Genomic DNA, 21,494 nt, shown 5'->3' with positions numbered 1-21,494 from the left:
TATTACTCATAACTTATTTGATGAAGGAGGTGTCATTTAACTATTTTTAGCAGTTTAATACATTAGTAGAAACGGGAGGATACCATGAAGAAAAAAAGTATTATTGGATTAGTTTCATTGTTAGTAGTTTGTATTGCAGTTGTTGGTACGATTGCTTACTACTCGCTCAGTTTTAAAAGTGACAAGAATATGGCAACAGCTGCTAGCTTTAAGGTTGAAGCAAAGCATAATGGACAGGCGATTGGTGATGAACAATTTCAGTTAGATGAGCTTTATCCAGGCATGGAAACAATAGAAGCCTATAGCTTTGAAGTGAATAAGAAAGGTACTGAAGTACCAGTAGAGTATCAAGTGAAGTTAACTCCATCTGGTGAATTGTTCCCTGCAAATGCGAATTCTCCAGTTACCTTTACATTACAGCGTCAACTTGATGGCGAATGGGTATCTCTAGATCATTCAACTGCATTTAAACCGGAAGCTGACGTAGAAAACTATCGTATTTTAGTTGATTGGCCACACAGTGATAATGATATTAATTTTGAAGGTAAAAGTGGAAACATCCGCTTAGAGGTTATTGCAACACAAGTTGAAGCAAGTAGCGCTCAGGTAGCAAAAGAAAAGTATGAGGCAGTAAACGAAGCGTTCCTTGCATTAGATAAAGTTCATAATAACACTTCTTTTAATAGAGGGAACTTTACAAAAGCTCAATCAGACGCAGTGCAAGATTCAATTAATGAGCTAGCTGCTTACGTTGATGGATTAGTAGACGGAAAAACAAAGACTGAATTAAAGGCGAAAGTAGCAGATTTACAAAAAGCCCTAGATGAAAAAGTGGCATCTCGCTATGTGTATTATGAAGTTGTGGAAGAGGAAACACATTTTGAGCAGCTTAAGCTATCTATTTCTGGAGAACTATTCTCCACTGCAAATGGAAGAACACAACATAATAATCCGATGTATACAAATTCTGGTGGAGAGAAAAACACAATTTATTTAAGATACTCTAATTTCTCATTTGTTAAACCTACAGTCGGTGATAAGGTAGATTTGAACTTAAGGTTTAGCAATAACGTGAAAAATATCGATGTAACTTTCACAAACCTTGGTGACGGCAAATGGCAAATTGAGAGTGATTGGTTAGTAGAAAAGAAATAATTGAGGGATAAGTTTTGTCCTTTTGTTCTTTATTAAGAAAAACATGTGCATTATGACGATCTATAACGTTTGAAAAAGGAGGAACCACAATGAAGAAAAAAGCTTTATTCGGCCTAGCTTCCCTCTTAATTATTGCAATTGCGATTGTTGCAACAACAGCTTATTTTACGAAGCAGTTCGTTAGTGACAATAACCCAGCAAAGGCTGCTGTTTTTAATGTGGATGTTGTGGATAGTGATGGTCAAACTATTGGGGACGGAAAGTTCAATCTAGGGGAAGATTTCTATCCAGGTATGGAGCCTGTTGAAGTGTACAACTTTACAATTAACAAAAACGACACGAAGCTTCCTGTTGAGTACAGCGTGAACTTCACGCCAAGTGGCGAATTGTTGACTGGAGATACACCTATTGCTCTTGAACTTCAGAAGGATGTAGCGGGTGTGTGGACGAAGGTTGACTACTCCACCACATTTAAGCCAGAAAATGACTCTGAAAGCTACCGCATTCTTGCAAGCTGGCCACATGGTGACAATGACATTGCATTCCAAGGTAAGACTGGAAACATGAAATTAGAGGTTACAGCAACCCAGGTTGATCCTGAAGAGGAAGTTGAAGGACCACCGTATTATACTGGGGCAGTTGCATTTAAGGCAACACCGAACGGTTCTACTAGAAAGACTTCTGAGAAAGAAGTTAATTTTTATGTGAATAAAGAAGGATATAAGGTAATTGAAATCAACAAGGGTGAAACAGCTGGAGATTTTGAAACTAAGGTTGGTAATGTAAAAGTAGTTGGGGAAACCTTTAATGGCAAACTATATTACCGTGTGTATACAGAAAAAGAATACTATGCGAGTGAATCTCAGGTATGGAGAACAAGTACTGTTGATACATCTGTTGATGGGGTAGTAAGGTTTAATGCTGTTCTCGGACCATACTTATCTATCGAATCTAAAGCTCTATACAATTGGTTTACTTCAAACTAATTTTTACAATGGCATAGGCTGACATTTAAAATTGTCAGTCTATGCATCACCATAATCGGGAGGTGACTTGATTGAAAAAAACGATTCTAAGAGCAACTGGATTTTTATCAGCGGGCATATTAATCTCCGCCATTTTACAAGCAAATACTCCTACATTCTCATACTTTACCACCCAATATCAAGATGTAATCAATGTTTCGACTGCTTCAGCGGAAGACCTGATTAAGCATGTAGAAGTGATTAAGAAAAATGATAGTAGTTTAGTAGTTGAGGTGGTCCGTGATAGTGATTATGGTTATCGACCCGATGTCGGCTTTTCGATTGAAGGAGATTTGGCCGAATACATTTTACATATCAATCCAATCAATGCTGAAAAAAATGGAACCTACTCTATTCCGCTCGAAGCCAATATTAACGCCTATCAATTTTTAGAGCTTTTAACGATGAAGTTCTCTGGAAAGGAAACAACTGTCAAAGGAAAACTCACTGCAAAGAATTTTGATGGTCAAGTTATCGCAACAAAGGATATTGAGCTAGACATTGATTATTTGTTAGGTCGAATTGATGATGAAATTGTAAGAAACTATCCGAAATTAGACAAGGTTGATGATCCTAAAGCCATTGAAGACCTAGCAAACCTGATTGCTTTTTTAGCTAAGGGTGTGAATTTGGAAGAAGAATCGAGTGAAGTTATCGTTAAAACTCTTGCTCCGGATTTACTAGAAAAGCTTGAATCTCAAGAGAAACAATTGGATGAAAGAAACAATGAAATAGTAAAGCTATTGAAGGAAATTGATAAGCTAAAACAGGAAAAAAAGGAGCTCCAAACAAGTCTTGAACAAGAGCAAAAAGCTTTAGATGCACCGCCTGTAGAACCTGAAACAAAAGATGAAACAACAGAGGAAGTTGAGTAGCATGCTTCGAAACGAAAAAATAATAGATAGTTAGAAGAACGGGAGACGATATCGTAATCCCGTTATTTTTATGTTTTTTAAAGATTAGTAAATGCTGGTTATAGAATATCTATTAAGGTAGTTGCACTTTATGGGGGTCATTCGTATAGTGCTTTATAACTAACTTATAGACATAAAGCGACAAGTTAAGTAATTGTTTTAAATGATTTAGATTTATTGTAGTAAAGGGATATTTCACTAAAGTTTGTATATTCACTGTAAACATTTTATTACAAAAAAGTACAATAGTTGTCGTATTCTTCCGAATTTTAAATATTTATAGAAGGGTTTGACTATAGTAACATTTAGATTGTTTCAATAGCTACCATTTATTGGGTAACGATGGGAGGGGAAAATAGAGTACTAGATATGGTCCTTAAAGATATAAAGATAAGAGAGGGGAATAGGTATTGTCGAAAAATAGGAAGTTTAATAAGCTCTTTACCAGTTTACTAATCTTTGTGCTCGTTTTTTCATTTTTTGCTCCAGGACTTGTATCCGCGGAATCTACCTCAACGAAAGATATTAATTTAGACGAACGGAGATCAGCAATAAAGCAAGTTATTGAAGCGCAGGAAGCTCTTGTTTCGGAAAAACCAACGATTCACCCATCCTTGGTGAACTTAAATGGAAACAAAAAGGTTTCTGTCATTGTACAACTTTCGGAGAATCCAGTTGCTCTTGAAAAAGGGAAAAAAGAACTGAAGGGACAAACATTTTCAGCATCACAGGAGGCGGCTGCTGAAAAGAAAGTTGTTGAACAACAGGCTTCATTTGATAAGAAACTAAAGGAAGCAAGGATTGATGGGAAGAAAGGATACTCCTATCAAAAAGTATTTAATGGTGTGTCTTTAACATTACCAGCAAAGGACATCCAAAAGCTCGTGAATATCAAAGGTGTTGTACGAGTTGAGCCGGATAGTGAACGTTATGCGTTACAAGATATCACACCTGTTGATGATGACGTTTCTGCAACGATGAACACTAGTAATTCTTACTTAGATGTACCTGCAATTTGGGATATGGGCTATGAAGGTGAAAATGTAAAAGTAGCAGTATTAGATACTGGAATTGATTACAATCATCCTGAATTTGAAGGTGTTTATAAAGGTGGATACAACTTTGTAATACATGGTAGCGATTATACTCGCGGTCGTGCTGATAATGACCCATATGAAACAACGCCGGAGGATCGACCAGATCATAAGCCAGAAGTCAATTCAACTGGTCACACGTTCTATACAGATCATGGTACTCACGTTGCAGGCACAATTGCTGCTATCGGTGCCAATCCATATGGAATTAAAGGAATTGCACCAAAAGTTGACCTCTACGCGTACCGTGTTCTAGGTGCTTATGGTAGTGGAGCAACTTCTGGAATTATTGCTGGAATTGAGAAGGCTGTAGAAGAAGGTATGGATATTATTAATCTTTCATTAGGTGGAGGAAGTAATAGCGAAACTGCGCCGGATTCTATCGCGATTAACAATGCTGTTCTTAAAGGTGTAACAGCAGTAGTTGCAACAGGTAATAGTGGGCCAGGACGTTCGTCTATCGGAAATCCATCGACTGCTTCTCTAGCTATTTCAGTTGGAAACTCTACTTTACCTTCTGAAACAATACAATCTACTATCAATGTTAAGGCTGGCGATTTTGAGGACGAGTATAATGTAGGCTTAATGGGCTGGACTTTCGCTTCTGACCCAGAAGAGACATTATCAGGAACGTTTGATGTAGTTGCAGTACCAGGACTGGGTGCACCTGCAGACTATAACGGTCTAGATGTAAAAGGAAAAATAGCCCTTGTATCACGTGGGGACATTGCGTTTGTTGATAAGATTGCTGCTGCAAAGGAAGCTGGTGCATTAGGTATCATTATACATAATAATGTTCCAGATGCAGGTCCGGCAGGATTCTTATTAGGGGATTCATTCAAGTTTATCCCGACATACGATATTCCAACCGTAAAAGGAAAGGAATTCAGAGACGCCATTGCTGCTACGGATAACAAGCTTGGTCAAGTAACATTCAGTAATTATGTAAAAGGTACGGTTGCGGGAGACGATATTAACGATTCAAGCTCACGTGGTCCATCCACACCAAACTTTGATATTAAGCCAGATGTCTCAGCACCAGGGACAAATATCATGTCTTCTGTGCCTGCATACGGAAAGGATTATCCTGATGCAGATTATTCGGAAAGCTATGATCGTTTTACTGGTACAAGTATGGCAACACCGCATGTAGCGGGAATCGCAGCATTGCTTTTATCAAAAAATCCAAATTGGGAACCATCTGATATTAAAGTAGCATTATCTAATACTGCAAAACAATTAGACAAAAAATTATATGATGTCTTTGCACAAGGTGCTGGTCGAGTTCAACCACTAGAGGCTATTAATGCTGAAGCTTTAGCATATGCATTAGATACAACAGAGTTTGAAGGCCAGACACATAATCATAAAAAAGGAACCGTTACATTTGGAAAGGTTGTTCCTAATCCAGAAAAAGAAACAGTTATTACAAAGGAAATTGAAGTAAAAGACCTAGTTAGTAAGACCAAAAACTTTGATGTAAGTGTGGAAGTGACCAAAGCTGCAACAGGTGCATTAGAAGACGCTGAGGTTACCGTTAACAAATCATCGTTTACGCTTAACGGCAAAGAAACTCTTACGGTTGCATTAACCGTACCTGCGGGTGAGGATTCACCAGGTAATGAATTACTAGGGTATATCCATATTGTAAGTGAAGGAACAAAACTAGCATTACCATTTGCAGTAGCATTTTCTGACGAAGGTCCGTCAGGGCTGGAGTACTACTTCCTTAATGAGTATGGAATCTCTCCTAATGGTGATGGAAAGCATGAAGAAGCAAGCCTTGAATTAGGGTTGTTGGGGGATGAGGATTTAGTAACCATTGAATTATGGGATGCAGTAAATCCAGAAGGCGGTGCATTTGGAGATGGTTATTTAGGGTTTATGTATCTAGATTCCCTTTCAGCTGGGTATTACACATTAAACGGAATTGATGGCACATACTTCGAGTGGCCGACTGGTGAGCCTGCTGTTGCACCAGAAGGCGTCTACACAGTAGACATGCTGTCATGGAATGCTGAGACATTTGAACCAGAAACATTACTTGGTGATGATGGTCCATTGTTTATTAAAACGTCTTCTCCAGAAATTTCGTTCGACACAGTTGAAGGAGAAATTGAAGGATCTGAAATTACTGTGAAAGGGTTAATCACAGATAAATTTATTGATTTTAAATCAACTGTTGAAGGTTTGTTTGGTATTCCATACGACGTAAATGAACAATTAGATGTTTCGTATGTAGTAACAAATAAAGATGGTAGTACAATTGGTCAGGATTCAATTACAATTGAACAAGACGGTTCATTTGAAATTCCGTTGACAGGTCTTCAGGCGGGTGAAAATACGTTGACACTTGCAGTTGAAGATAGTGTAGCAAACTCTGCAACTCAAGAAGTCAAGCTTCCAGTAAAAGAAGCTGAGGAGCCAAAAGAATTTGCTGTTTCATTAACACCTTCTACAACTGAAGAAACAGAAGGACCAGTTACTGTAAGTGTTGAAACTGATAGTGAAGAGGAACTTGTTGCTCTTAAATGGTTGAAAGGTGAAAAAACAGCAGCAGACTTTGTTGAAGGCGGAATCGATATTAGCCTTGAAGAAAAGAAATTTGATGTAGTTGAAAATGGCATGTACACTGTTTATGCGAAAAATAGTGTGGGTGTAGAAGCAATACAAACAATTACTGTTGAGAATATCGTTGTGCCACCAGCGCCAATCGCGATTGAATTAACATCATCAACTACAGAACCGACTGAAGGTCCAATCACTGTAACTGTTACAACAGACAGTGAAGAAGAACTTGAAGCGGTTAAATGGTTAGAAGGACAGAAAGAGGTTTCTGATTTTGCAGAGGCTGGAAATGAAGTAAATCTTGAAACGCTTGCATTTGATGTATCTGCTAACGGTACGTATACTGTATATGCGAAAAATACTGCAGGTGTAGAAGCGGTGCAAACAATTGTTGTGGACAATATTGTTGAACCAGTAAAACCAATTTCAATCGAACTTACTCCATCAACAACAGAACCAACAGAAGGTCCTGTATCGATTACAATTGCAACAGATAGCGAAAGTGATCTAGTCGCAATGAAATGGTTACAAGGTGAAAAAACAGCAACAGACTTTGACAATGCTGGGGCAGACATTGACCCAGAAACAAAAACGTTTGATGTTGTTGTAAATGACACATATACAGTTTATGTGAAAAACCTTGAGGGTGCAGAAGCACTAAAAACCATTAAAGTGGAAAATATTGTTGAGCCAACTGAACCAGTTACAATTGAACTTACACCATCCACTACTGAGCCAACAGAAGGTCCAGTTATCATTAAAGTTGATGTAGATGGTGATGTAGTTGCAATGAAATGGTTAGAAGGTGAAAAGACAGTCGCTGATTTCCAAGATGCTGGAATGGATATTGACCTTGAGGAAAAATCCTTTACAGTCATTAAAAATGGTTCGTACACAGTTTACGTGAAAAATAGCGATGGAACTGAAGCAGTACAAGTAATAAAAGTGAACAATATTAAACCGAAAGTGGAGCCGGAGAATCCAAGACCGGGAGATCCAGATCCACAACCAAATCCTGACCCACAAGATCCGAAACCAGAAGATCCTAAACCACAAGATCCGAAGCCGGACAACACAGGAAAACAACCTAATAATTCAGGTAAGAATGGCGATAACCATAACAAAGGAGGAAAGCTTCCAACAACAGCAACTTCCATGTTCAATTACCTTTTAATAGGGGGAGCTTTACTACTTGCTGGCGTTATTGCACTGTTTATTCTGAACAGAAGAAATAAAAATGTTACACTATAATTCTTAATCGAAACCTACCTTTACTGCAAAAAATTTATAGTAGAGGTAGGTTTTTTTATACGAACACACATAAATTTTAAAAGGAGATGAAAATGAAGAAAATCCTACTCTATCTGATTGGCGGGGTCGCATTCATTTGTTTCATCATATTTATTACACAAGAGCAATCCGATGATGTAATAAAAGAGGAGAAGGAAACGATAATAACGGAGGGTGAGGGAGATATGAGAGATAATCGTAAAAAGTTAGGAAAAATCATTAGTTCAAGGAAAAAGGTCATAGGGCCGAATCATCTAAAAGCATCCATTTCAAAAAAGGAAATGAACAATGGAATTTCAATAATTTACGAAATTTATAATGCGGGGGATCAAGATATTCGTTTGCAATTCCCATCTGCTCAGGAGTATGACTATGAAATATATAATGAAGCTGGGGATTTAGTGTACCGTTATTCAGATGAACATGTTTTTGCACAAGTCATTAGGGATGTTTTATTTGCTAAAGGAAAGACGTTAACTTTTGAAGCAGGACTTCCAAAATTAGAAAAAGGTGAATATAGAATATCCATTTGGGCAGCTGCAAGGGGAATGGAAAGTCTGAAAGAAGAATTAACTTTTCGGGTTGAATAAATCTTATTAGGTTTTCATGGGGTCATTAACAGTTTGCTGAGCATATTTCATCCAGTAACTATATACAGATAAACAAGTGACATACCCGTCAATTTCATTTAGAATGGAAATTATAAAGAAACTCAGACAGGAAGGTAAAATATATGAAAACGGCGATTGTAACTGATAGTACAGCTTACATACCACTGGAACTCCGTGAAAAACTTAATATACATATGATTCCGCTAAGTGTCGTATTGGGTGAAGAAAGCTATCGCGAAGAAGTCGACATTACTGCGGAGGCGTTTTACGATGAACTAAAGGCGCGCAAAGAATTGCCAACAACTTCACAGCCGCCAATTGGAGAGTTCGTAGAGTTGTTTGAAAAGCTCGGAAAAGAAAATGATACAATCATCAGCATTCATCTCTCAAGTGGAATTAGTGGGACTTACCAAGGTTCCGTGACAGCGGGCGAGATGGTAGAAGGTGTAAAGGTCTACTCATTTGACTCTGAAATCAGCTGTATGGTACAGGGCTTTTACGCGTTGGAAGCTGCAGAAATGGCGAATGAAGGTAAAGATGCGGCCGAAATTATGGAACGTCTTCAAGAAATTAAAAAAACTGTTCGCGCCTATTTTATGGTGGATGATCTGACGAATCTTCAGCGTGGCGGCCGTTTGAGCGGGGCTGCGGCTTTTGTAGGTAGCTTGCTTCAAGTGAAGCCGATCCTTCACTTTGATGATAAATTGATTGTACCTTTTGAAAAAATTCGCACTCGTAAAAAAGCATTGAATCGTGTATTCGAATTATTTGATGAAGATGCGAGTAAGGGTGTGCCAATGCGTGCAGCATTGATTCATGCAAACATTGAAGAGGAAGCAAAGGAATTAAAGGCTGAGCTTGAAAAGAAATATCCACATGTTGAATTTTTACTAAGCTATTTTGGCCCGGTAATTGGAACCCATCTTGGTGAAGGTGCAATTGGGTTAGGATGGTATATGAAATAAAAGATTGCGCCGTACTTTGCGGCGCTGTTTTTTAAAAAAGTTGGAGGAACCTTATGAGATTTTTACTAGAAAACGAACTATTAATCCCCGAACATTTATCGGACAAGCCTGGAGTCAAACGAATTTCAGATCATGAATCTGGCCACTCCCAACCACTAAATCCCTCTTATGACTACTCTCCGGAACTCCAACAACTACTCTACGGCAAGCAACTCCTACTCGAAGAAATTCCGTTTTCTCTTGAAGACATACAACAACATTATGTGAATGGTTTTGTGCATTATCGAAAATGCATCACAAAAACTAAAGAAGGGTATTCCTGTGTTCGCTGTGGGAATTCGGACCAAAAGCTTTTTGCCTTGTTTGAATGTGCGCGATGTCAGCAGGAATGTACGTATTGCAGGAAGTGCATTAATATGGGGCGGATGAGTGAATGTACAGTTATGGTAAGTTGGGCGGGGCCAAGTCCGACGGGTGAAATCCCTGCTAAACCTCTTGTGTGGGAAGGATCACTCTCAGCTGGACAACAAAAAGCTTCAACTGAACTTATACGGGCTGTTCAGACAAATGATCAGCTTCTGATTTGGGCCGTCTGTGGAGCGGGAAAAACAGAGATTCTGTTTGAAGGAATTGAAACAGCACTTCAAGCTGGTAAAAGAGTTTGTATCGCTACACCACGAACCGATGTTGTCATTGAGCTAGCCCCTCGGATAAAAGCCGCATTCCCCCAGGTTGATGTCATCGCCTTGTATGGAGGGAGCGAGGATCGTAACAAAACAGCCCCCATTACACTCTCCACAACCCACCAATTGCTTCGCTTTTACAAAGCCTTCGACATGATCATCATCGATGAAGTGGACGCCTTCCCGTATTCCGTGGAACCGATGCTTCAATATGCTGTCAACCAAGCTAAAAAGGATATCTCGTCCACCATCTACCTTACCGCCACTCCAAATAAAACATGGAAAAAAGAAATTTCAGCCGGGAAAAGAAAAGCTGTCACGATTCCTGCGAGGTACCATCGTCAACCATTGCCTGTGCCTGAGTATGTATGGTGCGGGAACTGGGAGAAAAGACTAAAAAAGAAGAGATTGCCAGGGAATCTGATGGCCTGGATTAAGGAACATCTTGAAAAGGGGAAACAGGCTTTTTTGTTTGTCCCACGTATTACATATCTGGAAAGCATCGTCCAAGTTTTGCAGTCTATCGAACCACGAATACAAGGTGTCCATGCTGAGGCCCCCGATCGTAAAGAAAAGGTAGCTCGATTTCGTACTGGCGAAATCCCAATTATCGTCACAACGACCATTTTAGAAAGAGGAGTAACTGTTCCGAATATTGATGTGGCCGTCCTGGGCGCAGAGGATCGAATTTTTACGGAGAGTGCCTTAGTGCAAATTTCAGGCCGGGTTGGCCGCAGCGCTCAATTTCCAACCGGTCAGATATTATTTTTTCATTTTGGAAGAACAATGGAAATGGTGAAGGCGAAACAGCATATCGAAAAAATGAACAAAGAGGCTCTCCAAAATGGCTTCATTGATTGATTTTGCAGCCCATTTTGATTATGATTAAAGGTAACGGACAAAGAACGAATATGGTGGTGGTTTCCAGTGAAAAAGGTTGTTTATACGTTTGCGCTTTTGTTAATCATCGGTGGAGTATCATTGACAGGTTACTCGGTTTTTCAAATTTGGGATTCAAATCAAGCACAAAAAGAAGCATTGGTTCAGGCGGAGGAACTCATTTCAACGAATCCTGTAGAGGAAGAAGCAAAGAAGGATATGGTAATTCCAACTTTTGAAAAAGGCGAGACAATGGGAGTTTTAGAAGTTCCAAAGCTTGGTGAGAAAATGCCAATTATCGAGGGAACGGATGAGGATGAGCTGGCAAAGGGTGTGGGGCATTATCTCGGCACCGCGCTACCTACGCAAAATGATCAAATCGTTCTATCCGGTCACCGCGATACAACTTTTAGACGATTTGATGAGCTCGAGATTGGTGACACTTTTGTTGTGAAAATGCCATACGGTGATTTTACCTATGAAATTGTGGACACAAAAATCGTGGATGCGGACGACCGGACCATCATTAAATCAACGGCCCCAAATGAGGAGCTTGTAGTGACAACCTGTTATCCATTCGGATACATTGGAAACGCGCCACACCGCTTTATTTTCTATGGAAAAATGGTGAATTGACCTTGTGACCCCTAAGCCGGACGGAATCTGGCATAGGGGTTTTTGGATAGGTCCAAAGTATAGTTTTTCAAGCGTTTAAAAGGAATATTACAAAGTGATGTCAAATTAATGGAGGAGGACAAAATCATTTCCAATTTATGTTTATCATGTAATAATGAAAAAAGATAAAGAGAATGGAGAGGTTCATATGAAGGTTTTTAATGCAATGGAGCCATTAGTAGCTGAAGCAATTAATGATAATTGGTCTGAATTTAACCTGCCTTGTAAATGTGAACAGTGTAAAAATGATGTATTTGCCCTCACGCTTAATAATATACAGCCGCGTTATGTCTCGAAAGATAGTGGTATGGCGTATGTTCGTGCTCAATATTTTAATAAACAAATGATGGCTAATATCTATGTGAAAATCGCAGAAGCCGTGAACATCGTAGCAAAAAATCCTCAATGCGCTAATTTTCAAAGGAACTAACCGATGTCTACATGTATACTTTGTCATCAATATTTTGAAGAAGTGGATTCATGGGCATCCTTGTTTTCTCTAGTAGAGCCTGATCCACTTTGTTCTACTTGTAGTGAGAAATTCGAAATGATAGAAGGTGAACTTTGTGAATGTTGCGGACGACCTTTTTCGGGTGTGGCAGATGAATATCGCGAAGGAAACCTCTGCTATGACTGCGTTCGGTGGGACCAGGATTCTCGTTGGCAGGGTGTCCTCACAAAGAACCGGTCGATTTATCTCTATAATGACTTTGCAAAAGATGTGATCTCTCTCTATAAATTCCGCGGTGATTATGTGATTTCTTCCATCTTTAAAACCCCTCTTAAAAAAGCTTTCAAAACTCATTTTAATTCTTCCAATCTTGTTGTTCCCATTCCATTAAGTGACGAGCGATTGTTTGAACGTGGATTTAACCAGGCTAAGGCGTTAGCAGCATTGTTAGATGTGCAGGTACATGAAGTGCTGGCGAGGACTCACCTTGAGAAGCAATCGAAAAAGAGCCGTTCCGAGCGAATTCTTGCCGAAAATGTATTCCGTGTGACTGGAGAGGTTCAGGGTAAAGAAATTTTGTTAGTGGATGATATTTATACAACGGGATCGACGCTGAGGCATGCGGGGAAAGTGTTGCTAGAGGCTGGGGCGAAATCGGTCTCCGCTTTGACTTTGATGAGGGGATAGTCATTTCAAAAAACTTTCACTATAAACTCCTTTAAAACCACCGATATAATAGATAGAAAAAAGGTGATTGAGGAGAGAGTCAAAATGGCAGAACTAGCGAATTGCCCAAATTGTGGCAGTGTTTTTGTGAAAACGAATCTACGTGATGTTTGTGAAACATGCTATAAAGAAGAAGAAATCGCATTCGAAACAGTTTATACGTTCATTAGAAAAAAAGAAAATCGGACAGCTACCATTTTTGAGACCTCAGAGGGCACGGGTGTTGATGAGGAATTAATCATCAAATTTATTAAGACAGGCAGATTGCGTCTGGCGCAATTTCCAAACCTTGGATATCCTTGTCAAAAATGTCGTACTATAATTAGGGAAGGAAATTTATGTGATGAATGTGTAAATGAACTTCGCAGTGAATTATCAACTTTCGAAAAAGAGCAGAAACGAATCCAGGAACTACGAAATCGTGAAAAAAGAACGTATTTTGTTGATAAATAATCTAAACTTTTTCATGTCGCTGCCGATATAAGTAAAAAGAAATAAAGTTCGGATAGAAAGCGAGGTTTTACAATGAAAATTAACCAGTTCGGACCAGTCGGAATGAATCCATATAAGAAGCAGATGAACGAGGTAGCTGCTACAGAAAAGTCAACTCAAACGGATAAAGTTGAGATTTCTTCGGCTGCAAAACAGTTGCAGGAAACTTCACCTATAACCGTTGAACGTCAACAAAAGGTTGAAGCCCTAAAGCAACAAGTACAAAGTGGTACATATAAAGTGAACGTAGAGGACGTTGCGAAGAGCGTTTACGATTTTTATTTTAAAAAGTAATGTAAAAAAGGAGGGTCATTATGTCAGCTGAAAACTTAGTCTCAACGCTCAAAAAGATACTTATTTTACATCAAAACCTATTTAAGCTATCCGAGCGAAAAAAAGAAATTCTGAAAAAAGGCGACATCGATGCCCTCAACGAACAAATGAAGGAAGAACAAAAATACATTTTAGCAATCAAGCAAATGGAAAATGAACGGATGACTATTGTTGATAAATGGCTTGGACCACGAATTCAAGAGAAGACATTATCAAAATGTATCGAAGTTGCTGAAGACCCAATTCGTTCGGAGTTGATCGAATTACAAGAAGACCTGCTTAAAGTGACACAAGAATTAAAAGCAGTTAATGAATTAAATCAACAGCTCACACACCAGTCATTGCAGTATGTGAACATGTCGTTGGACATGTTACTGCCACAGGAACAAACTGCTACTTACGGAAACCCAGCGGGTACAAAAGAGAAAAAGCAAACACGCTCAATGTTCGATTCGAAAGCTTAACTTATTCAGTGGTGGTTTACCGAGAATAAGTAAAGGCCTTCGGCGGATGCCACAGATTTTTAAAGGAACTTTTCGAGCAAGCTCGAAAAAATCTGGGCGCAAATACGCCAAGGCGCATTTGATTTATTGGAGGATGGAAAAATGGTATCAACCTTTCATGGACTAGAAACAGCACGCCGTGGCATGATGACCCAGCAGAGTGCATTATATACAACTGGACATAATATTGCGAATGCGAGCACACCTGGCTACACAAGACAGCGGGTCAACTTCACCCAGACAACTCCATATCCATCTCCTGGTCTAAATGCACCAAAATTTCCAGGTCAGCTTGGAACAGGTGTTGAGGCTGGTACGATTCAACGTGTGCGTGAGAGCTTTATAGACGCACAATTCCGGGGTGAGCAAACGAAAACCAGTTACTGGGGAACACGCGCAAGTGCCTTAGGAAAGATGGAAGAAATAATGAACGAGCCAACGGAAACGGGTCTTGCAAACACATTGAATCAGTTTTGGCAATCCCTGCAGGATTTAGCGGCTAACCCAGAAGACCAAGGTGCACGTTCGGTTGTGCGCCAGCGTGGTGAAATGGTGGCAAACACGTTCAACTATCTATCAAACTCATTAACTGCGATAAAGGACGATTTTGGCAAGCAAATCAGTGTAACTGTGAAAACAGTAAACTCGCTTTCTGACCAAATTAGTAAAATTAATAAGCAAATTTCAGAGATTGAACCAGTTGGTTATTTACCAAATGATTTATACGACGAACGTGATCGGTTAATTGATGAGCTTTCGAAGTATGTTGAAGTTAAGGTTCATCCTCCACGAAGTAGCGGTGGTGACTCATTACCAGTTGCAGAGGGTATTCTAGATATTTCAATTGTTGGTGAAAATGGGACTGAGACGAAACTGATAGAAGGAAGTAATTTTAAAAAGCTTTCTGTCGTACCAGCAATCGATTCAGATGGTGACGGAGTAAATGATCAGCCAACGGGTCCTGTTACTGGATTTCAATTAGATGGACAAGCTGTTCCATTTATTCGTAGCGGAGAAATGAAGGCATTAGTTGATGCTTACGGTTATGTGGAAAATGGCGAGGAAAAAGGCATCTACAACAAAATGCTAGATGACTTGGATAAAATGGCATATTCGTTTGTCACACAGTTCAATGCTGTGCATAGTCAGGGGTATACATTGAAGACTTCAACAGATGAAAGTAATCCTGGTGGCGACTTCTTTGAACCGTTTAACAATGGATATAAAAACGCAGCAGCAACAATAAGCGTTTCTTCTAACATAGACAATTTAAGTAATATCGCTGCTTCAAATGCCCCTGGGGAATCAGGAAATGGCTTGAATTCTACAAATCTAGCAAATGTAAAGAACACTGATTTTAGCAATATACCAGGTTCAGAAATTAAGGCAGGTAGTATTCAGTCCTTCTATGAATCTCTTATCGGTTCTATGGGAGTTGATTCACAGGAAGCAATCCGTATGGCGGATAATGCGGCAGTACTGAAGGATTCTGTAGAAAACCGCCGTCAGTCCGTTAGTGCGGTTTCATTAGATGAAGAAATGACGAACATGATCAAATTCCAGCATGCCTACAACGGGTCTGCAAGAATGATTACAGTACTCGATGAAATGCTTGATCGAGTCATTAACGGCCTAGGAACTGGTGGAAGGTAGGTGTAAAAAATGCGCGTAACACAATCGATGCTAACGAATAACATGTTGCGAAATCTAAGCAACAGCTATGAAAGACTTGGAAAATACCAGGACCAATTAAATACACAAAAGAAAATCACAAAGCCTTCTGATGATCCAGTAGTGGCAATCAAGGGAATGCGTTATCGTACAGACCTTAAGGAAATTGAGCAATATCAGCGCAATCTATCTGAAGCTTACACTTGGATGGAGTCAGCCGATGATGCGATGGATAAAATGACACAGGCACTTCATCGGGTAAGGGAGTTAACGGTGCAGGCGAGTACAGGAACGAATGGACCTGATGAAAAGGCTAATATTGCAGTTGAGATTGAGCAATTAAAAGAGCACATTGCAACGATTGCGAATACAAAGGTTGGGAATAAGTTTATTTTCAATGGTACAAATACAACAGAAGCACCGGTTGATTTAGCTACTTCTAATATTTCAATGTCAAATAGTGATGTATTGCTTGAAGTTTCTAAAGGCATACACATGAATGTGAATGTAAAAGCTAAGGACCTTTTACAAGGCAGTAACACAAATGATATCTTTACCGAGCTTGATCATTTAATTAATGATCTTAACTCCGACGGAGATGTTGGAAAATATCTAGATACAATAGATTCTCATGTATCCAATGTCGTAGCAAATCGTGCAGATTTGGGGGCAAGATATAACCGCATAGAACTCATTGATGAACGACTAGGTTCGCAAGAGGTGATTGCAACTAAGATTATCTCTGAAAATGAGGATGCTGAAATGGAAAAAGTGATTATTAACTTAACAACAGCAGAAGCAGTACACCGTGCAGCTCTTGGAGTAGGCGCAAAAATTATGCAGCCAACACTTATGGACTTTTTACGTTAAGCTATCTTTTTAGGAGATAGCTTTTTTATTAGAGGTGAAACTATGGAGTTAGCTCAAATACGTTTAGAATCTCAGAATGCAAAAATAGGTATGCGAACTACAAAACCAGTTCAAGAAATCAAGCAACCTAAAGCGGATTTATCAATCGAACAGCCAAAGGCCGAGTTGAAGATCGAAACTACACCGGGAAAGCTGACAATTGATCAAACTGAAGCATGGGCAGATATGGATTTAAAGCATATTTCACGTCGTATCGCGGAAGCCGCTGATAAAGGGTACCAAGATTCCCTTGAAGGAATTGCGAGACGAGCACAAGAAGGCCAGGAACTCATGACAATAGAGAATGGTGGAAATCCAATCGCACAAATTGCCAAAAGAAATAGTGAAGGACCAGAGCTCCAGTTTAACGTAGGATGGATACCATCTCACTTTAGTGTTAAGACTAATTATGTTCCGGCCGAGGTAGACATTGAAGTGAATGTGAAAAAACCAAATATAAATGTTGGGATTAACAAACCAATTCACGAATACACTCCTGGAAAAGTAGATATAACTTTGGACCAAAAACAATCATTGAAAGTAGATTTTGCTAATTTAAAATATATCGGTGTAAACTACGAGCAACAGATTTAAAAAAGGTTGTGAAGAAATGAAAATTGAAACGAAATATCATGGTGAGATACATATAGAAGAAAAGGATATTATTACGTTTGCGAATGGAATACCCGGATTTTTAGAAGAAAAGAAATTTATCTTTTTACCCTTTGGTGAAGATACAGGTATTTCAATTATGCAATCTGTTAGCAATGCTGGACTAGCCTTCGTTGTTACTAACCCATTCCTTTTCTTAAAAGAATATGATTTTACAATTGACGATCAAGTGGTCGAACAGCTCCAACTCGAATCAGAAAAAGATGTTACGGTTTATGTGATACTAACCGTTCAAGATCCATTCGAAAAAACAACAGCGAACATGCAAGCTCCTGTTATTATAAATACAAAAAAACAATTAGCTAAGCAAGTTATTTTAACAAATACTTCATATCAAACAAAGCATTCGATTTTTGAAAAAGGAAAAGTATCAGCTAAATAGGAGGTGGGAGAATGCTTGTATTAACTAGAAGAATCAATGAATCAATAAAAATTGGTGATGATATTGAAATTACAATATTATCAGTGAGTGGAGACCAAATTAAAATCGGAATAGAAGCACCAAAATATATTGAAATCCACAGGAAAGAAGTTTACCTAGATATTCAAAATGAAAACAACCAAGCCTCCCAAACTTCAATTAATTTGTTAAAACAACTGAATCTCAATTTTAAGAAAACCCGTTAAACTAAAAATGATAGCGGGTTTTTTTATTCGCGAAATATTTGTTGGAAAAAATCTAAAAATCTATTAAACAATTACAAAACATGTCGATATTAAGTATGTAAAACAAATAAGTATAAAAGGCGGCCGACTTTTGTACTATTTGTAAATATATTAAATTCCACAAGGATGTGGGATTACAAACATTCAAGGAGGAAATAAGAAATGAGAATTAATCATAATATTGCGGCGCTTAACACGTATCGTCAGTTGAATAGTGCTTCAACAGCTCAATCAAAATCAATGGAGAAATTGTCTTCAGGTCTTCGTATTAACAATGCAGCAGATGATGCAGCAGGTCTTGCAATCTCTGAAAAAATGCGTGGTCAAATTCGTGGATTGGATATGGCTTCTAAGAATGCTCAAGATGCAACATCTTTAATTCAAACAGCAGAAGGAGCTTTAAACGAAACAGAAAGCATTCTTCAACGTATGCGTGAATTATCAGTTCAATCTTCTAACGATACAAATACTGATTCTGACCGTAAAGAAATTCAAAAAGAAATCAGTCAGTTAAAGGATGAAGTAAATCGTATTTCAACTGATACTGAGTTTAATACTAAGAAATTATTAAACGGTAGTGTTGGAAATAATGCTAATACTACATCTACAAATGAATTGGGTATTTCAGGTGTTAAAGTTACTGACTCAGGTTTAGCATCAGATACTTATACTATAACTACAAATAATGCTGCTGAATTAGCAGCAGATGTTAAAACGAATACAACTGGTTTAGATGCTAGCAGTGATTTTGCAATGACAGCTACAAGTGATATTGCAGGTTTAGAACTAGGTAATTACACATTAAAAGTGTCAGATGCTGCAGGTGGAAAATTTGATTTCTCATTAGTTGATGAAAATGGAACAGAAGTTGCTAAAGCAGCGGGTGTAGATTTTAACGACGTTGCTGGAGATAGTACAGCCGATGATGCTGTTCTTCAAAGCACAGATGGTAAAAAATTCACAATTTCAGCTGGTTCATCTACTGTACAAGCTGGTGAAATGACATTTAACTTAAATGCAACTTATGCTACAGCAGCAGATGACTTTTCAATTACAAATACTGCAGGAACAACTACCTTTGAAAGTAATGATAGCCTAACTATCAATGATAGTGATTTTGAAGCAGGTGGGTTATCATTTAAGATGACCACCGATATTGCATTAGCCACTGGTGATACAGAAGTAGTAACTTCAAACAGTTCTTTGTCTATGCATATTGGTGCTAATGAGAACCAAACAATGAAAGTTGATATCAATAAAATGGACACTGAAATCCTAGGCATTAAAGATATTGATGTTACAACTCAAGCTGGTGCGGAAACTGCGATTACAGCAATTAATGATGCTATTACAAGTGTTTCGGCTGAGCGTTCTAAACTTGGTGCCTTCCAAAACCGTCTAGAACACACAATAAACAACCTAGGTACGTCTTCTGAAAACCTAACTGCTGCGGAATCTCGTATCCGTGACGTAGATTATGCTTTAGCTGCTTAAGCAGTGACAAGCACAGTCGTCCTAGCTGGTAACGGCTAGTGATTATGATCGGGTGAATTGCTGGAAAACCCTTAGAGCTTTTCTTACCACAACGTAGTTGGAAACGACATGCGTGATGGTTTGAAAAAAGAAAAGATATGGGCAATCAGCAGCCAAGCTCCTGTCTCGAAAGAGTGGAGAAGGTTCAACGACTAGGATAGACCATCTAAGGCAAATGCTATGATGATGAAATCCATAGGTGAAACAATGTACATCAGCATTGTGAATCCGTAGTGCCCGACCCCTACTAGATTGCTAGAGGGTGAAGATATAGTCTAGTCATTTGTGAAAGCAAATGTTCGCACGATGGCGAAAGAAATGATGAACCAAACTAAGAATTCTATTCTTTCTCAAGCAGCACAAGCAATGTTGGCTCAATCTAATCAAATGCCTCAAGGAGTATTACAACTCTTGAGATAATGATTGAAGGGCGTCTAGCTTGGTAACGAGCTAGAGTATAACTGGGTGAATTGCTGGAACTTCCTAAAGCCTCATCAACCACAACGTAACTGGAAACGGTAAACGTGAAGGTGTGAAAATGATGTAGATGAAACAATGGATAATCAGCAGCCAAGCTCCTGTGAGGAAACTCTGGAGAAGGTTCAACGACTAGGGAAAACGGTCTAAGGCGAGAGCTATGACTATGAATCTCGTAGGGCAGCAAATTCTGTTCGAAGTGCCCAGCTCCATAAAGATTATGGATGAAGATATAGTCTATTCTGTCATCGAAAGATACAGTCGCAAAGCAAGCGAACCAACAACCACAAGGAGTTCTACAACTTCTTCGTTAATAAATTTTCATTAAAGATGGCTACCATTAAAGGCGGCCATCTTTTCTTAATTCTTTTAATTTGTAAACTATTGACCAATAAGATCTATTTAAACATTCTGCTATACCCCTGTCTTTTTCTCCATTCAATTTCAGCTGAACTATTTTTTGAATTTCAGTTTCTGTATAATTCTTATTCCTATCACTATTGGAGGAAAGAACTTTATAACCTGGATATTTTTTTTGATAGATTTCTGTTTCTTGTTGAAGCCGCCACTCCCAGTTAGTTTTATAGTACATACTTTGGCAAGTAGCGGTGATTGGGGATATTCTTTTTAGAAAATCGTATGTAATATCTGTTGAAGTGAACCTTAAGATGTGGCCATATCCATCTCCGCGTTTGTTAATTGAAAATTTTATTTGAAAGGTTTTTTGAATATGATTATTAAGTATTTGTAATTGGTCAAGTTGAAAGTTTTGCAAATACAGAAATACATTTGGAGTTAAATATATAATCTTTTTATTGTGGTTTATTCTTGAGGTAATTGAGAGAGTTCCATCGTCCATGTAAATAATAGCTAAAAAGTGTAAAAGTGTACACTTAGATAATAATTCAATTGGTATAACTTTTTCTCCAGAAGGATTGTAGAAATGCGGATATAATTCAGTAAATAGAGGCAGTGATTTTGACCTTAATGTATTGCTCTTAGGTGTGATGTACAATAAATCAGGAATATATGACATCTTCCATTTTCGATAGTCTATTTGTTTGATACCAAAATGTTCACGGTAACTATTATTTTTACTTCTGGAGCCTTTATACAACTTTGTTATTTCACCATCTCCAATAATACTTCCAATTAGTACATTTTGTTGAATATCTGTAAGATTGTAAAAATCCATCGTATCC

At 38.5% G+C, this 21,494-nt stretch carries 20 protein-coding genes and 1 pseudogene; 20 read left to right on the top strand and 1 reads right to left on the bottom strand.

Going from position 1 to position 21,494, the window contains the following annotated elements:
* The first annotated feature begins 84 nt into the window (after window positions 1–84).
* From NST91_RS22810 to NST91_RS22715, 20 genes and pseudogenes are all read left to right on the top strand, one after another.
* Entirely contained in the window at window positions 85–1,155 is a 1,071-nt protein-coding gene (locus tag NST91_RS22810) for a hypothetical protein (RefSeq protein WP_341332977.1), read from the top strand.
* An 89-nt stretch (window positions 1,156–1,244) separates the two neighbouring features.
* Window positions 1,245–2,141, top strand: a complete 897-nt coding sequence (locus NST91_RS22805) for a hypothetical protein (protein ID WP_341332976.1) — start codon at window positions 1,245–1,247, stop codon at window positions 2,139–2,141.
* Between the two features lie 71 nt (window positions 2,142–2,212).
* Entirely contained in the window at window positions 2,213–3,055 is an 843-nt protein-coding gene (locus NST91_RS22800) for a hypothetical protein (protein WP_341332975.1), read from the top strand.
* A 449-nt stretch (window positions 3,056–3,504) separates the two neighbouring features.
* Window positions 3,505–8,007 carry a S8 family serine peptidase gene (locus NST91_RS22795; protein WP_341332974.1) on the top strand — a complete coding sequence of 1,501 codons (4,503 nt, stop codon included), beginning with the start codon at window positions 3,505–3,507 and terminating at the stop codon, window positions 8,005–8,007.
* A gap of 92 nt (window positions 8,008–8,099) precedes the next feature.
* Window positions 8,100–8,636, top strand: coding sequence for a BsuPI-related putative proteinase inhibitor (locus tag NST91_RS22790; RefSeq protein WP_341332973.1), 537 nt, complete (start codon window positions 8,100–8,102; stop codon window positions 8,634–8,636).
* Between the two features lie 143 nt (window positions 8,637–8,779).
* Complete coding sequence (locus tag NST91_RS22785) at window positions 8,780–9,622, top strand: DegV family protein (RefSeq protein WP_341332972.1); 843 nt, start codon at window positions 8,780–8,782, stop codon at window positions 9,620–9,622.
* A gap of 53 nt (window positions 9,623–9,675) precedes the next feature.
* Window positions 9,676–11,166 (top strand): ATP-dependent helicase ComFA, encoded by a 1,491-nt coding sequence (locus NST91_RS22780; protein WP_341332971.1) that lies wholly within the window; start codon window positions 9,676–9,678, stop codon window positions 11,164–11,166.
* A 66-nt stretch (window positions 11,167–11,232) separates the two neighbouring features.
* Window positions 11,233–11,820, top strand: coding sequence for a class D sortase, LPxTATN-specific (gene srtD / locus NST91_RS22775; RefSeq protein WP_341332970.1), 588 nt, complete (start codon window positions 11,233–11,235; stop codon window positions 11,818–11,820).
* A gap of 187 nt (window positions 11,821–12,007) precedes the next feature.
* Window positions 12,008–12,289: a late competence development ComFB family protein gene (locus NST91_RS22770; RefSeq protein WP_341332969.1), complete on the top strand. Its 282-nt coding sequence runs from the start codon at window positions 12,008–12,010 to the stop codon at window positions 12,287–12,289.
* 3 nt (window positions 12,290–12,292) lie between these two features.
* Window positions 12,293–12,997, top strand: a complete 705-nt coding sequence (locus NST91_RS22765) for a ComFC family protein (RefSeq protein WP_341332968.1) — start codon at window positions 12,293–12,295, stop codon at window positions 12,995–12,997.
* 84 nt (window positions 12,998–13,081) lie between these two features.
* Entirely contained in the window at window positions 13,082–13,489 is a 408-nt protein-coding gene (locus NST91_RS22760) for a TIGR03826 family flagellar region protein (protein WP_341332967.1), read from the top strand.
* 72 nt (window positions 13,490–13,561) lie between these two features.
* Entirely contained in the window at window positions 13,562–13,822 is a 261-nt protein-coding gene (gene flgM / locus NST91_RS22755) for a flagellar biosynthesis anti-sigma factor FlgM (protein ID WP_341332966.1), read from the top strand.
* A gap of 20 nt (window positions 13,823–13,842) precedes the next feature.
* Window positions 13,843–14,325 (top strand): flagellar protein FlgN, encoded by a 483-nt coding sequence (locus NST91_RS22750; RefSeq protein ID WP_341332965.1) that lies wholly within the window; start codon window positions 13,843–13,845, stop codon window positions 14,323–14,325.
* A 141-nt stretch (window positions 14,326–14,466) separates the two neighbouring features.
* A complete protein-coding gene (gene flgK, locus NST91_RS22745; protein WP_341332964.1) occupies window positions 14,467–16,017 on the top strand; it encodes a flagellar hook-associated protein FlgK in 1,551 nt (516 codons plus the stop codon).
* Between the two features lie 9 nt (window positions 16,018–16,026).
* The gene (gene flgL / locus NST91_RS22740) at window positions 16,027–16,905 is read left to right on the top strand and encodes a flagellar hook-associated protein FlgL (RefSeq protein ID WP_341332963.1); all 879 of its coding nucleotides are present in this window, start codon (window positions 16,027–16,029) and stop codon (window positions 16,903–16,905) included.
* A 42-nt stretch (window positions 16,906–16,947) separates the two neighbouring features.
* The gene (locus NST91_RS22735; protein ID WP_341332962.1) at window positions 16,948–17,538 is read left to right on the top strand and encodes a DUF6470 family protein; all 591 of its coding nucleotides are present in this window, start codon (window positions 16,948–16,950) and stop codon (window positions 17,536–17,538) included.
* Window positions 17,539–17,554: 16 nt separating this feature from the next.
* On the top strand, window positions 17,555–17,998 hold the full coding sequence (fliW, locus tag NST91_RS22730; protein ID WP_341332961.1) for a flagellar assembly protein FliW: 444 nt from the start codon (window positions 17,555–17,557) through the stop codon (window positions 17,996–17,998).
* Window positions 17,999–18,009: 11 nt separating this feature from the next.
* Window positions 18,010–18,243: a carbon storage regulator CsrA gene (gene csrA, locus NST91_RS22725; RefSeq protein ID WP_341332960.1), complete on the top strand. Its 234-nt coding sequence runs from the start codon at window positions 18,010–18,012 to the stop codon at window positions 18,241–18,243.
* Window positions 18,244–18,444: 201 nt separating this feature from the next.
* Window positions 18,445–19,776, top strand: a complete 1,332-nt coding sequence (locus tag NST91_RS22720) for a flagellin N-terminal helical domain-containing protein (RefSeq protein ID WP_341332959.1) — start codon at window positions 18,445–18,447, stop codon at window positions 19,774–19,776.
* A gap of 345 nt (window positions 19,777–20,121) precedes the next feature.
* A pseudogene (locus NST91_RS22715) lies at window positions 20,122–20,235 on the top strand (flagellin); the annotation flags it as partial.
* Window positions 20,236–20,632: 397 nt separating this feature from the next.
* On the opposite strand, the gene NST91_RS22710 reads toward NST91_RS22715, so the two are convergent.
* Window positions 20,633–21,487 (bottom strand): DNA endonuclease, encoded by an 855-nt coding sequence (locus NST91_RS22710; protein ID WP_121445784.1) that lies wholly within the window; start codon window positions 21,485–21,487, stop codon window positions 20,633–20,635.
* Window positions 21,488–21,494 lie beyond the last annotated feature (7 nt).

This window comes from Ferdinandcohnia sp. FSL W7-1320 (assembly GCF_038050315.1).
GTDB lineage: Bacteria > Bacillota > Bacilli > Bacillales > Bacillaceae_L > Ferdinandcohnia > Ferdinandcohnia aciditolerans.
This window is presented reverse-complemented; position numbering and strand designations above follow the sequence as displayed.

What these genes read in the sequence shown, in the direction of transcription:
- NST91_RS22810 (WP_341332977.1), top strand. Translation starts at nt 85, where the DNA reads ATGAAGAAAAAAAGTATTATTGGATTAGTTTCATTGTTAGTAGTTTGT.
- NST91_RS22805 (WP_341332976.1), top strand. Translation starts at nt 1,245, where the DNA reads ATGAAGAAAAAAGCTTTATTCGGCCTAGCTTCCCTCTTAATTATTGCA.
- NST91_RS22790 (WP_341332973.1), top strand. Translation starts at nt 8,100, where the DNA reads ATGAAGAAAATCCTACTCTATCTGATTGGCGGGGTCGCATTCATTTGT.
- NST91_RS22785 (WP_341332972.1), top strand. Translation starts at nt 8,780, where the DNA reads ATGAAAACGGCGATTGTAACTGATAGTACAGCTTACATACCACTGGAA.
- NST91_RS22780 (WP_341332971.1), top strand. Translation starts at nt 9,676, where the DNA reads ATGAGATTTTTACTAGAAAACGAACTATTAATCCCCGAACATTTATCG.
- NST91_RS22770 (WP_341332969.1), top strand. Translation starts at nt 12,008, where the DNA reads ATGAAGGTTTTTAATGCAATGGAGCCATTAGTAGCTGAAGCAATTAAT.
- NST91_RS22765 (WP_341332968.1), top strand. Translation starts at nt 12,293, where the DNA reads ATGTCTACATGTATACTTTGTCATCAATATTTTGAAGAAGTGGATTCA.
- NST91_RS22760 (WP_341332967.1), top strand. Translation starts at nt 13,082, where the DNA reads ATGGCAGAACTAGCGAATTGCCCAAATTGTGGCAGTGTTTTTGTGAAA.
- flgM (WP_341332966.1), top strand. Translation starts at nt 13,562, where the DNA reads ATGAAAATTAACCAGTTCGGACCAGTCGGAATGAATCCATATAAGAAG.
- NST91_RS22750 (WP_341332965.1), top strand. Translation starts at nt 13,843, where the DNA reads ATGTCAGCTGAAAACTTAGTCTCAACGCTCAAAAAGATACTTATTTTA.
- flgK (WP_341332964.1), top strand. Translation starts at nt 14,467, where the DNA reads ATGGTATCAACCTTTCATGGACTAGAAACAGCACGCCGTGGCATGATG.
- flgL (WP_341332963.1), top strand. Translation starts at nt 16,027, where the DNA reads ATGCGCGTAACACAATCGATGCTAACGAATAACATGTTGCGAAATCTA.
- NST91_RS22735 (WP_341332962.1), top strand. Translation starts at nt 16,948, where the DNA reads ATGGAGTTAGCTCAAATACGTTTAGAATCTCAGAATGCAAAAATAGGT.
- fliW (WP_341332961.1), top strand. Translation starts at nt 17,555, where the DNA reads ATGAAAATTGAAACGAAATATCATGGTGAGATACATATAGAAGAAAAG.
- csrA (WP_341332960.1), top strand. Translation starts at nt 18,010, where the DNA reads ATGCTTGTATTAACTAGAAGAATCAATGAATCAATAAAAATTGGTGAT.
- NST91_RS22720 (WP_341332959.1), top strand. Translation starts at nt 18,445, where the DNA reads ATGAGAATTAATCATAATATTGCGGCGCTTAACACGTATCGTCAGTTG.
- NST91_RS22710 (WP_121445784.1), bottom strand. Translation starts at nt 21,487, where the DNA reads ATGGATTTTTACAATCTTACAGATATTCAACAAAATGTACTAATTGGA.